The organism is Haloimpatiens massiliensis, from assembly GCF_900184255.1.
GTDB classification, from domain to species: domain Bacteria; phylum Bacillota; class Clostridia; order Clostridiales; family Clostridiaceae; genus Haloimpatiens; species Haloimpatiens massiliensis.
In genome coordinates this window covers 539,884-554,757 of sequence record NZ_LT854639.1, presented here as the reverse complement: position 1 = coordinate 554,757, position 14,874 = coordinate 539,884, and the positions used below count along the sequence as shown (strand labels likewise).

Below are 14,874 nucleotides of genomic sequence, written 5' to 3'. Positions count from 1 at the left end.
TAGGAGGATAGAAAGATGAATGAGAAATCGCTTAGGGTTTTAGAATATCAGAAAATAAAGGATATGGTTAAAAAGTTTACAAGTACTGCAGCTGCTAAATCTATTATAGACCAGCTACAGCCTTATGATAATGTGTATGAAGTTAGAGAACATTTAGAAGAAACTAAAGAAGCTTTCCAACTCCTAGTAAGAAAAGGCGCTCCGCCTTTCGAAGGGGTTTATGATGTAAGGGAAGCTATAAGTAGAGCATCTAAGGGAGCGTCTTTAATGCCAGGTCAGCTCCTTAAAATAGCACAAATGCTTAGATGTGCTAGAAGATTTAAGGAATATATATATCATAAAGAAGATGAAGAAGGTTATAGAGTAATAGAAGACATATGCATAGGAATTATACCTCTTAAAAATATAGAGGATGAAATCTTTAATGCTATAATAGGAGAAGAAGAAATAGCCGATAGAGCCAGCTCAGCATTATACTCTATTAGAAAAAAACTAAAAGATAAAGAGTTTTCTGTTAAGGATAAGGTTAGTTCTATGATGAGAAATTATTCTCAATACTTACAGGATAACTTATATACTATTAGAGGTGATAGATATGTACTTCCAGTAAGGGCAGAACATAAAGGACAAGTGCAAGGACTTGTACATGATCAAAGTTCTTCAGGAGCTACATTATTTATAGAACCTATGGGACTTGTTCATTTAAATAATGAAATAAAGGAATTAAGGTTAAAGGAGACGGCTGAAATTGAAAGAATTTTAGCTATGTTATCTTCTAGAATATATGATTCTATAGTGGCAGTAAGAAATAATGGAGACATTGTATGGGAGTTAGATTTTATATTTGCAAAGGCTAAATTTGCTAGTGAATATGACTGCACAAGTCCTATAGTAAGTGAAGAGGGAGTAATAGATTTAATTTGGGCAAGACATCCTCTTATAAGCAAAGATATAGTGGTACCTAATGATGTATATTTAGGTAGGGAATTTACTTCATTAGTAATAACAGGACCTAACACTGGAGGTAAGACAGTTACATTGAAAACAGTAGGACTGCTAGAAGTTATGGCTTTAAGTGGAATTATGATCCCTGTAAAGGATAATTCAACTATAGGATTTTTTAAAGAGGTATTTGCAGATATAGGAGATGAACAAAGTATAGAACAAAGTTTATCTACATTTTCATCTCATATGACTAATATAGTTAACATTATAGATAAGGCAGATGAAAACTCTCTTGTATTATTTGATGAGCTGGGTGCAGGAACAGATCCTACAGAGGGAGCAGCTCTTGCAGTGGCAATACTTGATGAACTTAAAAATAGAGGAAGTAAAATAGTGGCCACTACACACTATAGCGAATTAAAAGGTTATGCCCTAAAGGCACCAGGGGTGGAAAATGCATCTGTGGAATTTAATGTGGAAACTTTAAGACCAACTTATAGACTTCTAATAGGCATACCTGGAAAGTCTAATGCTTTTGAAATTTCAAGAAGATTGGGTTTACCTGATTATATAATAACAAGTTCAAAGGAGAAAATAGCTGAGGATTCTCTTCAATTTGAAGATTTAATTCAAAGTCTTCAGGATAAAAGCATAAAAGTAGAGAAAGATGCAAGGGAAACAGAAATGCTTAAGCTTCAGGCAGCTAAGATAAAAGAAAAGTATGAGGAAAAACTATATAAAGTAGATAAAACTAGAGAAAAAGCTCTTATAGAGGCTCAAAGAGAGGCAAAAAGATTAGTAAGAGAAGCCAAAGAAGAAGCAGATTCTATACTTAAAAATATAAGAGAACTAGAGAGAAAGGGATACTCTTCAGATGTAAGAAGAGAATTAGAACAGGAGAGAAAGAAACTTAAAGATAAACTAGAAGCTGTTGATGATAAAATACAAAATACTATATCAGACAAAGGGGAAAAATTAACTACTGTTGAAGAAGGACAGGAGGTATTTGTACCTTCTTTAAATCAAAAAGTTGTAGTTGTATCAAAACCAGATAACAAGGGTGAAGTTCTTGTGCAAGCTGGAATATTAAAAATAAATGTAAAGCTAGAGGATTTAAGATACGTAAAAGAAAGTAAAGAAGAAAAGAAGATAAAGAAGTCAAAGGAAAAAAGAGAAGCTAAGTTAAGACTAGCCAGTGTAGCTACTTCCATAGATTTAAGAGGAATGGATGCAATGGAGGCTGTGTTTACTACAGATAAATATCTAGATGATGCGTGTATGGCAGGGCTTTCAGAGGTAAGCGTAATACATGGTAAAGGTACTGGAGTGCTTAGAAATGCCATAAATGATATGTTAAAAAAACATCCTCATGTGAAAAATTATAGATTAGGAAACTATGGAGAAGGCGGAACGGGAGTTACTGTGGTAGAGCTTAAATAGTTTGTAAGTGAGCCTAAAATTAGTGTGCTAGTTGTCCAGAGGACCTTGAATTAGAGTACTAGTGGGCCTTAAATAGTGGGCCAGTGGGCTAGAGTGCTAGGGAAGGAGGAAGAAGGTGAAGTTATGATAATTGTGAGTGCATGTCTTTGTGGAATAAATTGCAAGTATAGTGGTGGAAATAATTTGAGCCAAAAGGTTTTAAAGCTTGTTAAAGAAGGTAAGGCTATACCTGTTTGTCCTGAACAATTGGGCGGGCTTGCAACCCCTAGAGTACCTCATGAAATAGAAGGTGGTACTGGAAAAGAGGTATTAGAGGGGAGAGCTAAGCTTATAAATGAAAAAGGTGGAGATTCTACTGAAGAGTTTATAAAGGGTGCTTATGAAACTTTGAAGATAGCAAAGGCAGTGGGAGCTAAAAAAGCTATATTAAAAGCTAAAAGTCCTTCTTGCGGATGTGGTACTATATATGATGGAACTTTCACAGGTAATAAAATAAAGGGAAATGGAGTTACTGCAGAATTGCTTTTGAAAAATGGTATAGAGGTTACTACGGAAGAAGTAATTGAAAATTGAGAATTGAAAATTTAGAATGAAGGATAAAACTCCTTTAGGAGTTTTTAAAATTTAAATTTAAGAAATTCCTTTAGAATTTTAACCTTGATTTTACATTTTAAATTAAAAACGTTTATTAAGGCACATTCAAATAAATAATAAGTCAGTATGCTAGCCTATTTTGCGTCATACTGCGTCAGCAGAACCCGCCGATAGTCTTACTAACGACGGAACCTGCTTCCTTGTCTGACACAAAATATACTAGCATCTTTGACTTGTTATTTCTTTTCATGTACCTAATTTAAAGCTTGAAAATTATGTGTGAAAGTTAAGTCGTTTATTATTTGTAAGAAAGCGAGGAATGGAAAATATGAATTATAAAGAAGTGCTTAAAAATGCAAAGGAAAATTTAAATGGAAGTTGCAGAGTGTGCCCAGTATGTAATGGAAAGGCTTGTGCAGGAGAAGTTCCTGGTATGGGTGGCAAAGGTACAGGAGATGCCTTTAAAATTAATATTGAAGCATTGGATTCATACAAACTTAATATGAGAGTAATTCACAATGCAAAGAATCCAAATACCTCTGCAGAATTATTTGGCAAAAAATTGGATATACCTGTATTTGCAGCACCGGTGTCGGGCACTACCTTAAATATGGGAGGAAAATACACTGAAGAGCAGTACATATCTTGGGTTATAAATGGATGTTTAGATGCAGGAGTATATCCTATGGTTGGGGATACTGCTGTGGATTCATTTTTAATTACAAATCTTCAGCAATTAAAAAAAGCTAATGGACAAGGTATTGCCATAATAAAACCTTGGGAAAATAAAAATGTTATAGAAAAAATAAAAATGGCAGAAGAAGCTGGGGCTTTTGCTGTAGGTATGGACATAGATGCCTGTGGACTTATAACTCTAGCTCTTCACGGTAAGCCAGTAATGCCAAAGACTGTAGATGAAATAAAAGAAATAGTAAAAAGTACTAAGCTACCTTTTATATTAAAGGGAATAATGACACCAGATGAGGCAGAACTTGCAGTAGAAGCAGGTGTAGATGCTATAGTAGTGTCTAATCATGGTGGAAGAGTATTAGATCAAACTCCAGGAGTTGCAGATGTACTTCCAGAAATTGCTGAGAGAGTTAGAGGAAAAGTAACTATTCTTGCAGATGGTGGAGTAAGAACAGGAGTAGATATATTAAAGATGATAGCATTAGGAGCAGATGCTGTTCTTATAGGAAGACCTTTTGTCACTGCTTCCTTTGGAGGAGAAAGGGAAGGGGTTAAGTTATATATTGATTCATTAAAGCAAGACTTAAAGTCTGCCATGGTACTTACAGGATGTAATTCTATAAAGGAAATAAGTGATAGGATAATATACTAAAAATATATATTGTGAAGCAAGTACCATAAGAAAAATCTGTCTTTAAGTCCACAATAAATATATTTTTTAAGACTGCTTACAATACGCCAAGAAATTCTAATGTTTTCAAATTTTAATCCCATAAAGCTTTCAAACTCGCTTCTGACGGCGCTCAAACAAGAAAGCTTCTTAACGGGTATTGAAATTGAAAACAAAGAATTTCTAAGGCTAGCTCAATAGTCTAAAAAAATATATTTATTGTTACCTTAAAGACAGATTTTTCGGTTCATACGTACATTACTTATGGGGGAGACAGCCTACTGAAGGAGGATTTTCCTCCACTATGTTACGGAAAATCTTTAATTAAATAAAATGGGATAGCAAAAAAACTATAACTATTTCATTAAATGGAATAGTTATAGTTTTTTTTAGCGCTTTAAAAATTTTTTATTGGCGATAGCCAGCCTAAATACATAGGCATGATTAGGATTTATATATAAGAATACATAACTTTAATTGTTAGATAAATAAGAACTTGTAGATAAGTAATAGGTAATAACTAAGAAGTAATAGTTGTAGTGAAAATTCAGCTTTGCTAAATTTTTTCAAGAGCTCTTATTTTTACTAGCTGTTCTCTTGTTACTTATTCATAAATTAATTATAAAAAACTCTTTGAGTTTTATTCTTAACTCTTACTTTTTACTTCTTACTTATTACCTGGTCTACCCTACAAATTAAGATTTATACAAACCAATGCCTCACGGCAAAATATATTAACTCTTACATATTAATGTATTTTCATAATTAATTATTCATTAGTATATAATCAAAGTTAATAATTCTATCTCACAATTAATAAAAATAATATTAGTAACTAATATTGTAGATTGAACGAAAGGCTACGCCTAAAAAAGATTATGCGAGCCTTTTTATTTATTTTATAAATTAAAGATTTTCCGTAACGTAGTGGAGGAAAATCATCCTTTAGTAGGCTTCTCCTCTCCAACCATAAACATATTAAACTAAAAATCTGATTTTAATGTAGTAATAAATGTGGAATTGGGGACTATTGAACTAGCCTTAGAACTTCTTATGTCTCACAGTTAAAGACCCGTTAAGAAGCTTTCATGTTTGAACGAGGAACGAGTGAGTTTGAAAGCTTTAGGGGCTTTAACTGTGAGACATTTAGAAGTTCTTGGCGTATTGTGAACAGTCCCAAATTACACATTTATTACGGAATTAAAATCAGATTTTTTTTCAATGTATTGCTTCACAATATTCTTATTATTTGAATATATTAAGCTTTTTTGCAAATAATAAATCAAGTAGAATTTTATAGCAAAAGGAAGTGATTTTAGTGAAAAAGCTATTTAAACAATTTAAAAGGAACAAACAGAACAAAAATAGTAGAGGAAAGGGTCAAATAAATAATAAAAATAGTAAAACACTAAAAAATGTACTTGAACAGTATAATTTAAATAAATCACTTCAAAAAAATATAGATTTGTTTCAGAAAGATATATTAAAGGACGATGATACTATAATTTATAGAAAATTTAAAAATAGAGATTCTTCTATAGAATTTTGTCTAATTTTTATAGATGGAATGGTAAAAAATCAAACTATAAATGAAAATATTATATATCCAATTACAACATATAATTTAAATCAATATAATAAGCAAGGGTTAAATAGAGTGAAAGAGGAGCTAGTACAGCATATAAGTGATCAAGTCATTATGGTAGATGAGATAAAAAGCGTAAATAGTGTAGATGAATTAATTCATAATTTACTTTATGGAGATTCTATATTATTTATAGATGGCTATGATAAAGCTTTAATTATTAATACTAAAGGTTGGGATACTAGGTCTATAGAGGAGCCTTCTTCTGAAACTATTGTAAAGGGACCTAGGGAAGGATTTAATGAATCTATAATTAAAAATTTATCTTTAATTAGAAGAAAAATAAATTCACCAGATTTAAAGTTTAAGTTCAGAGAATTAGGCGTGAGAAGCAGGACTAAAATTTGTATAGCTTATGTAGAGGGAATAGCTAATGAGAAAATTTTAATGGAACTGGAAAAAAGATTAGATGATATAAATATAGATGGAATTTTTTCTACTGCAGTTATACAAGAATGTATAAATGATGCACCATTATCACCTTTTAGAACTATTGGAAATACTGAAAGACCAGATGTGGTGGCTTCTAAACTTTTACAGGGAAGAATAGCTTTATTATGTGATGGTACACCTGTAGTGCTAACTCTTCCATTTTTATTCGTTGAATATTTTCAAGTAAATGAAGATTACTATGATCAATTTATATTTGCATCTATAAATAGAGTTATAAGAATAATTGCTTTTATTATTACTATAATTACACCAGGCATTTATGTTGCAATTACTACATTTCATAAGGAATTAATTCCTACTGAGTTAGCTTTAAGTATATATTTAGCTAGAGAAGGGGTGCCTCTTCCAACGGTGATAGAATGTATGGTTATGTTAGTTACTTTTGAAATAATAAGAGAAGCAGGTACTAGACTCCCTAAGCATGTGGGCGGAGCAGTTAGTATTGTAGGAGCTTTAGTTCTAGGTGATGCAGCTGTAAACGCAAAATTTGTAAGTGCACCTATGGTAATTGTTGTAGGTATTACAGGTATATCAGGATTGATTATTTATGAAATGAAAGCAGCAATAATTTCTTTAAGATTTATATTTTTAATTGCAGCATCAATCTTAGGAATATATGGGGTGATATTTGTGGGCATGGGCTTATTTATTCATTTAATGTCTATAAAAAGCTTTGGTATACCATATATGTTAAAGATAGCAAATTTAGAGAAATATACTATAGTAGATTCAACCATAAGAGCGCCTTGGTGGCTATTAAAATATAGAACTAAATTTATATCTAAGGATTTCATAAGAATGAGAAATAATATTAAAGAGAAGGAATAGAAATATGAAAAATAGTATAAGTAAAATTATTATTTTATTTATGTTGGTAGCTTTTTCTATAGTCTTTTGTGGATGCTGGGATTATACAGAAATGGACGATGTAAAATATGTAGCAGGTTTTGCAGTAGATAAGGATAAGGATGAGTATATATTAACCTTAGAAATAATGGAAGCATCTATTGGTAGTAATGCTATAAAATCCGATATAGTTCAAAGTCGGGGTAAAACTATACATTCAGCACTTAGAGATGCTATTGAAAATACAGGAAAAGTGTTGCAACTATCTCATGCTAAAGTTGTTATAGTAAGTGAAGAAATTGCAGAAGAAGGAATAGTACCAGCTATAGATTTAATTAATAGAGATGTAGAGGTAAGAAATGATATGTGGATTTTAATATCTGGAATGGATACTGCGTCTGAAATTCTTACTAAGGGTAAAATAGAAGATGAAATAATATCGTATGAATTGGCGGAAACCATTAAAAATTCTAATAAAATAGGAAAATATAATTCTGTAGAGAGTTTTAAATTTATAAGTGATTTGTCAAACAAAGGGATTGATGCCACTGCTCCTATGGTTAAAACAGTTAAACAAGAAAGTAAAGTATATTTTCAAGTGTTTGGAACAGCTGTTTTTAAACAGGATAAAATGATAGGTAAATTAAATGAAGAGGAGGCGGTTACTCTACAAATATTAAGAGAGAAAAATCCAATATTTATAATTCCTATAGAACTACATAATAAGGATAATGTAAGTTTAGAAATTATGAATACAAATAGAAAGTTAAAGGTAAAAACAGAAAATAATAAAATATACATAAGTACATATATAAATATAGATGTAGCAATATCTGAATTAGCGGAAGAAGAAGTGAATTATATTTCTAAGGAAAATAGAGAAAAACTTAAAAAGCAGGTAGAGGAATATATAGATAAAAATGCAAATGAATTAATACAAAAGCTTCAAAAAGAATACAAAAGTGACATAGTGGGATTTGGAGATTTAATAAGAAAAGATGTACCTAAAGAATGGAGGAAAATAGGAAATAAATGGAAAGATAAATACCAAGATACGGACATAAAGGTGTATGCAAATGTGAATATAAAATATAGCGGATTAAATAAACAAAATATAAAAGTGAGAGAGTAATATGATTGTATTAGTAATATGTTTTTATGTATCAATTTCTAGTTATAATGTAGCAAAATTATGGCATAAAGATTTAAAACGAGAAATCCCAGTATATATTTTTATAATGTCTATAAGTGTTGTAATTAGCTCTTTAATAGCTCTTAAGATTTATATACCTGATCCTATGATATATATTGGAAAGTTTTTTGAACTATTAAAGAATATTTTGGGAGGATAGATTCTATGAAAAAAGATATTATTTCCAATAAGCAGTTACAGTTGCTTGTATTTACTTATATTTTAGGCCCTTTTCTAATATTTGGTATAGGCTCTGAGTTAAAACAGGATGCTTGGATAGCTGCAACTTTAGCATTAGTTTTGAGTATACCTGTCGTAATATTATATGGAAAATTAATGAACTTATATCCAGGAAAAAATATTTTCAACATATTGGAGATATCTTTTGGCAAAGTTTTTGGTAAAATTTTAAGTATAATAGTTATTTTTCATGCTCTTCTTCTAGGAGCTTATATTTTAAATGATTTTATAGATTTTGCTAAGTTAACCGCTCTTTTTTATACTCCAAAGTTTATCCCAATATTAATTATTGGGATATTGAGCATATGGATATTAAATGCAGGTATTGATGTTTTAGCTAATTGGGTTCAATTTTTTATAAGAGGTATATTAATATTTATTTTTTTTACATGGTTACTATTAATCCCTCAAATGAATGCTGCAAATTTACAGCCAGTTTTTCAAAGTGGCTTAGGTAAAATAAGTACGCAGGCTTTAAAAATAGTAGCACTGCCTTTTAGTGAATTAATAATATTTTTAAATTTCTGTGATTGTGTGAAGTCTGATAAAAATACTTGCATATTTGTTAAACCTTTAATTGCAGCAGGAGTTATAGTTATAACTGGTATTATTGTACAAATAATGCTCTTAGGCGGGGAAATATATTCAACTCAGTATTATCCAAGTTATGAAGCTATAAAAAGAATGGTATTTAAGGGAGAATTTCAAAGATTAGAAATAATAGCTTCTGTAGCTTTTATTATAACTCAATTTACAGAATTTTCTCTTTGCGTTTTGGGGGTTTCAAAAGGAATACAAAGTGTGTTTAATTTAGAAAATTATAGAGACATTTTAGTACCTACAATGTTTCTAGTGTTAAATTTTAGCTATTTAATGTTTAAAGGTGTTATGGAAGCTAATGAGTTTTTAAATTTATGGGTAGTGTATCAGATAATAATGCAAGTATTATTTCCTAGTGTAATATTGATAGTGTCTTTAATAAAAAAGGTGCACTTTAGCAGATTGCATTGACAAAAATATTTGAAATATTATACTAGAATTAAAGGCATTTTTAAAAAATTCGGAAAATATTCTATAATCAAAATAATGATTTTAAAAGATTAAGATAGAGTAAAAACTTTAACTTGAGCTAAAGATTTGCTCTATTATTGATTTAAAAATTAGTAATCATATAAATGTATGTTTGGATGTTTAAAAATTGGAGAAGGGGGAATAAGGGTGATTACTAGATTAGAAGAGCTAATTCAAAGGGCCAAAGAAGGTTCAAAAAGAACTTTATCTGTAGCAGTAGCCCAAGATAAGCCAGTATTGGAGGCTGTAACAGAAGCAGTAAAACTAGATATAGTTGATGCTATATTGGTTGGTGATGAAGAAAAAATAAAACAAATTTGTGAAGAAGAAAACTATAGTTTAGACAATATAAAAATAGTAAATGAAAAGGATATCATAAAAGCCGCAGCAAAGGCCGTGGAATTTGTATCAAAGGGACAAGCTGATTTTATAATGAAAGGCATGCTTGGAACAGCTCCACTTTTAAAAGCAGTTTTAAATAAAGAGGCTAATCTTAGAGGCAATACCTTGTTGTCTCATGTGATGATTTATGGAGTAAAGACCTATTCAAAACTTATATTCTTAACAGACGGAGGTATGGTACCATATCCAGAATTAAAGGATAAGATAGAAATTATAAATAATGCAGTAAAGGTTGCTAATGCTCTTGGAATAGATAATCCAAAGGTAGCTCCATTATGTGCAGTGGAAGTTGTGAATCCATCGATGCAGGCAACATTAGATGCTGCAGCATTAAGTCAAATGAGTAAGAGAGGGCAAATTAAGGGATGCACCATAGATGGACCTTTAGCTCTAGATAATGCTATATCTAAAGAGGCAGCAAAGCATAAAGAAATTCATAGTTCTGTAGCAGGAGAGGCAGATATATTATTAGTTCCAAACATAGAAGCAGGTAATTTATTAGGAAAATCATTGACATACTTTGCTGGGGCAGAAAATGCAGGAATAATAGTGGGAGCTAAATGTCCTGTAGTACTTGTATCCAGAGCTGATAGTGCGAAATCTAAATTGTATTCTATAGCGCTGGGAGCTTTGGCTGTAAAATAATTCTAAGGGGGGCTTATTAACAGTTAAAGAAAGACTCTAAAAATTTATAAAAGTCTACTATTTTTTAATAGGCTTCAAAATTATCTAGTAGAATCACCTCAAAATATTATAAAAAATAAGTTATTGAACATAATTATATATAAATAGCAAAGTGAGGTGATAAAACATGATAAAAGCATTAAATATACGGCTATATCCAACGCAAGAGCAAATAATTTTAATGTATAAACATATAGGCTGTATGAGATTTGTTTATAATTGGGCGTTAGCCAAGCAAATAGATAGCTATAAATTTAATAGTAAAAAACTATCAGTTATAGATTTAGGGAAACAATTAACTGTTTTGAAGAATACCGCAGGTTATGAGTGGTTATATGAAGTATCTAATGCAACACTTAAAGAGAGTATTAGAGATTTAGATAAAGCATATACTAATTTCTTTAATGGAAGAGGTTTTCCTAAATTTAAAAGCAAGAAGAAATCAGAACCTAGATTTTATAGTAGATATGAAAAAATTTATTTTCAAGATAACTTTGTTAATCTTGAAAAGATAGGTAAAGTTAAATATAAATCAGATTATGATATAGATTTAACTGCTGTAACAAAGTTTAAAAACCCTAGGGTGCATTTTAATGGCAGAGTATGGGTACTTTCAGTAGGCATTGAAGATAATATTAAAACTGTTAAATTAAATAATTTTAGCTTAGGAATTGATTTAGGAATATCTCAATTAGCAATAACAAATATAGATAAATTAGACACTAGGAATGTTAATAAAACAAACAAAGTTAAAAAACTAAGTAAAAAGTTAAAAAGGCTTCAAAGACAATGTTCAAGAAAATATATTATGAATAAGAAGGGAGAGAGTTACCAAAAAACTAAGAACATTGCAAAACTTGAAAAGAAGATTAAAAAACTTCATAGTAAGCTTAAAAATATTAGATTAAATCATATACACCAAACTACTTCCAAAATGGTGAAAGCCAAACCATATAGAATAGTTATGGAGGATTTAAAAGTATCTAATATGATGAAGAATAAGCACTTATCAAGGGCAATAGCAGAGCAGGGGTTTAATATTTTTATCAATCAGATGAAATATAAATGTGAAAAGTATGGTATTAAATTTGTTCAAGTACCTACATTTTATCCTTCAAGTAAAACATGTAGTCATTGTGGCAACATCAAGAAAGACTTAAAACTTTCAGATAGGGTTTATAAATGCAAATGTGGATTTACTTGTGATAGAGATAAAAATGCTTCATACAACCTTGCAAACTATGGTTTAGTATAATCACCTAAGGCACATTCAAATAAATAACAAGTCAGTATGCTCGTCTATTTTGCGTCATACTGCGTCAGCAGAACCCACCGATAGTTCTACTAGCGGCGGAACCTGCTTCCTTGTCTGACACAAAATATACCTGCATCTTTGACTTGTTATCTATTTTCATGTACCTAAAGGATTTACTAAACTGGGTAATCGTTATAACCCAATATACTTATAAAGTATATCAAAGCCTATGGAGTGTTATACAAACGAAAGTAGCCGCAATTTAACCTCTTTGCAGGAGGTTATAAAATGGGCAAAATCGGACATTATGAAGTAGGAAAGAAACAAAACTATATACTTATATAATCTTTTTATAAAGTTTTATAAGGTTTTGGTAACGGTAATATTATGAAAGTTATAATGTCAGGTAACGAGGCTATAGCAAGGGGAGCCTACGAGGCAGGAGTTACTATAGCTTCAGCTTATCCAGGAACGCCAAGTACTGAAATACTTGAAAATCTTGCCAAATATGAAGGAGTATATGCTGAGTGGGCACCAAATGAAAAGGTGGCATTAGAAGTAGCTTCAGGTGCTGCTATAGGTGGCGCAAGAAGTTTAAGTACTATGAAGCATGTAGGTTTAAATGTAGCTGCAGACCCACTTTTCACCATGGCATATGAAGGTGTAAATGGTGGATTAGTAGTTGTAACTGCAGATGATCCAGGAATGCATTCATCTCAAAATGAACAAGATAATAGATACTATGCACCACATGCTAAGATAGCTCTAATAGAACCATCAGATTCCCAGGAATGTTTAGAATATATGAGGGAAGCTTATAAAATAAGTGAAGAATATGATACAGTAGTGTTGTTTAGAAGTACCACTAGAATTTCACACTCAAAATCTATAGTAGAACTAGGTGAAAGAAGCGAAGTAGGAGTAAAACCTTATGAGAAAAATGTTAAAAAGTATGTAATGATACCAGCTCACTCTAAGGCAAAACACTACGAAGTTGAAGAAAGACTAGAAAAATTAAGACAGTATTCAAATAAAACTTTCTTAAATAGGATAGAAATGGGAGATACTAAAATAGGTATTATAACTAGTGGTATATCCTATCAATATGCCAAAGAAGTTTTTGGGGACAAGGCTTCCTACTTAAAAATAGGATATAGTTATCCACTTCCAGATGAGATGATTAGAAATTTTGCTTCAAAGGTGGAAAAACTTTACATTATAGAAGAAAATGATCCATATATTGAAACAGCAGTCAAAGCTATGGGAATTTCTTGCATAGGAAAAGAAGTTATTCCAATTTGCGAAGAATTAAATCCAGATATAATAAGAAAAGCTATATTAAAAGAAGAAAACAAAGGGGTTTATAATACAGATATTAAGGCACCATCTAGACCACCAGTACTTTGTCCAGGATGTCCCCATAGAGGAATATTCTATGCGGTTTCTAAATATAAAGATGTAATAGCTACTGGCGATATAGGATGTTATACGCTAGGATTAGTACCACCTTTAAGTGTAACTGATACAGTTATATGTATGGGAGCATCAATTTCCGGCGGACTGGGAATGGAAAAAGCTAATCAAATGGCAAAAAGAGAAGATAAGAAAGTATTTGCATTTATAGGAGATTCTACATTCTTCCATTCAGGAATTACAGGACTTATAAACTCAGTTTATAATAATATACCTATAGTTACTTGTATATTAGACAACAGAATAACTGCGATGACAGGGCATCAAGAAAACCCTGGAACAGGAAAAACTCTTCAAAATAAGCCAGCTCCAATGGTAGATTTAGAGAAGGTAGCTCTATCTGTTGGAATCAAAGAAGAAAATATAAGAGTGGTAGATCCATATGATTTAAAATCTACAGAGGAAGCTGTTAAAGAAGCTCATGATAGCAAAGAACCGTTTGTTATAATAACAAAACAACCATGTGCTCTTAAGAAAGATGTGTTAAAGGCAAGAGCAGGTATTAAATGTGTTGTAAATACAGAAAAATGTAAGAAATGCAAAGCATGCTTAAAGACAGGATGTCCAGCACTCCAATTTAAAGATGGTGTGGTAAGTATAGATCAAAACATGTGTAACGGTTGTGAAATATGTAAGCAAGTATGTAAATTTGATGCTATAGAGAAGGTGGGTGAATAAAATGAAAGAGATTAAAAGTGTTTTATTTGTTGGCGTTGGAGGACAGGGTACTATTCTTGCTTCAAAAACACTAGCAGAAGGACTTATGAAAAATGGTTATGACGTTAAAATGTCAGAAGTGCATGGAATGGCTCAAAGGGGAGGCAGTGTTACAACTCAAGTAAGATTTGGAGAAAAGGTTTATTCACCACTTATTGAGAAAGGCACTGCAGATGCTATAGTAGCTTTTGAAAAAAGTGAAGCTGCAAGATGGCTTCCATACCTTAAAAAAGGTGGATATGTAGTAGTAAACGACTATGAGATATATCCAGTACCGGTATTAATCGGACAAGAGGAGTATCCAGAAAAAGTTATAGAGAGATTAAGTGATGCAGTAGAGAACAAAGTTATAATGAATGCATCTAAAATGGCAGAAGAGTTAGGAACAATTAAGGCTCAAAATATAATATTATTAGGAGCTTTAATAAAGGTACTAGGTCTTGACAATTTAAACTGGGAAAAAGTTTTAGAAGAGAGTCTTCCAGCTAAAATAGTAGATATAAATAAGAAAGCCTTGAATATAGGATTAAGTCAAGCTAAATAACGGCTACTAGAGC

11 protein-coding genes are annotated in these 14,874 nt (G+C 31.3%); all 11 read left to right on the top strand.

What is annotated here, in order from left to right; all coding sequences use genetic code 11:
- The first annotated feature begins 15 nt into the window (after positions 1-15).
- Positions 16-2,385 carry an endonuclease MutS2 gene (locus C1715_RS07790; protein WP_102399940.1) on the top strand — a complete coding sequence of 790 codons (2,370 nt, stop codon included), beginning with the start codon at positions 16-18 and terminating at the stop codon, positions 2,383-2,385.
- Between the two features lie 123 nt (positions 2,386-2,508).
- Positions 2,509-2,958: a 2-thiouracil desulfurase family protein gene (locus C1715_RS07785; RefSeq protein WP_102400016.1), complete on the top strand. Its 450-nt coding sequence runs from the start codon at positions 2,509-2,511 to the stop codon at positions 2,956-2,958.
- 349 nt (positions 2,959-3,307) lie between these two features.
- Entirely contained in the window at positions 3,308-4,321 is a 1,014-nt protein-coding gene (locus tag C1715_RS07780; RefSeq protein ID WP_102399939.1) for an alpha-hydroxy-acid oxidizing protein, read from the top strand.
- Positions 4,322-5,657: 1,336 nt separating this feature from the next.
- Positions 5,658-7,265 carry a spore germination protein gene (locus C1715_RS07775; protein WP_242971921.1) on the top strand — a complete coding sequence of 536 codons (1,608 nt, stop codon included), beginning with the start codon at positions 5,658-5,660 and terminating at the stop codon, positions 7,263-7,265.
- 4 nt (positions 7,266-7,269) lie between these two features.
- On the top strand, positions 7,270-8,415 hold the full coding sequence (locus tag C1715_RS07770; protein WP_102399938.1) for a Ger(x)C family spore germination protein: 1,146 nt from the start codon (positions 7,270-7,272) through the stop codon (positions 8,413-8,415).
- 1 nt (position 8,416) lies between these two features.
- The gene (locus C1715_RS07765; RefSeq protein ID WP_102399937.1) at positions 8,417-8,635 is read left to right on the top strand and encodes a hypothetical protein; all 219 of its coding nucleotides are present in this window, start codon (positions 8,417-8,419) and stop codon (positions 8,633-8,635) included.
- A 5-nt stretch (positions 8,636-8,640) separates the two neighbouring features.
- Positions 8,641-9,726 (top strand): GerAB/ArcD/ProY family transporter, encoded by a 1,086-nt coding sequence (locus C1715_RS07760; protein ID WP_102399936.1) that lies wholly within the window; start codon positions 8,641-8,643, stop codon positions 9,724-9,726.
- A 207-nt stretch (positions 9,727-9,933) separates the two neighbouring features.
- Positions 9,934-10,833, top strand: a complete 900-nt coding sequence (gene ptb / locus C1715_RS07755) for a phosphate butyryltransferase (RefSeq protein ID WP_102399935.1) — start codon at positions 9,934-9,936, stop codon at positions 10,831-10,833.
- Positions 10,834-10,999: 166 nt separating this feature from the next.
- The gene (locus tag C1715_RS07750; protein ID WP_102399934.1) at positions 11,000-12,127 is read left to right on the top strand and encodes an RNA-guided endonuclease InsQ/TnpB family protein; all 1,128 of its coding nucleotides are present in this window, start codon (positions 11,000-11,002) and stop codon (positions 12,125-12,127) included.
- A gap of 387 nt (positions 12,128-12,514) precedes the next feature.
- Entirely contained in the window at positions 12,515-14,278 is a 1,764-nt protein-coding gene (gene iorA / locus C1715_RS07745) for an indolepyruvate ferredoxin oxidoreductase subunit alpha (RefSeq protein ID WP_102399933.1), read from the top strand.
- A 1-nt stretch (position 14,279) separates the two neighbouring features.
- Entirely contained in the window at positions 14,280-14,861 is a 582-nt protein-coding gene (locus C1715_RS07740; protein WP_102399932.1) for an indolepyruvate oxidoreductase subunit beta, read from the top strand.
- Positions 14,862-14,874 lie beyond the last annotated feature (13 nt).

Coding starts and splice junctions, on each gene's coding strand:
- C1715_RS07740 (WP_102399932.1), top strand. CDS start 14,280: ATGAAAGAGATTAAAAGTGTTTTATTTGTTGGCGTTGGAGGACAGGGT.
- C1715_RS07790 (WP_102399940.1), top strand. CDS start 16: ATGAATGAGAAATCGCTTAGGGTTTTAGAATATCAGAAAATAAAGGAT.
- C1715_RS07780 (WP_102399939.1), top strand. CDS start 3,308: ATGAATTATAAAGAAGTGCTTAAAAATGCAAAGGAAAATTTAAATGGA.
- C1715_RS07770 (WP_102399938.1), top strand. CDS start 7,270: ATGAAAAATAGTATAAGTAAAATTATTATTTTATTTATGTTGGTAGCT.
- C1715_RS07765 (WP_102399937.1), top strand. CDS start 8,417: ATGATTGTATTAGTAATATGTTTTTATGTATCAATTTCTAGTTATAAT.
- iorA (WP_102399933.1), top strand. CDS start 12,515: ATGAAAGTTATAATGTCAGGTAACGAGGCTATAGCAAGGGGAGCCTAC.
- C1715_RS07750 (WP_102399934.1), top strand. CDS start 11,000: ATGATAAAAGCATTAAATATACGGCTATATCCAACGCAAGAGCAAATA.
- C1715_RS07785 (WP_102400016.1), top strand. CDS start 2,509: ATGATAATTGTGAGTGCATGTCTTTGTGGAATAAATTGCAAGTATAGT.
- C1715_RS07760 (WP_102399936.1), top strand. CDS start 8,641: ATGAAAAAAGATATTATTTCCAATAAGCAGTTACAGTTGCTTGTATTT.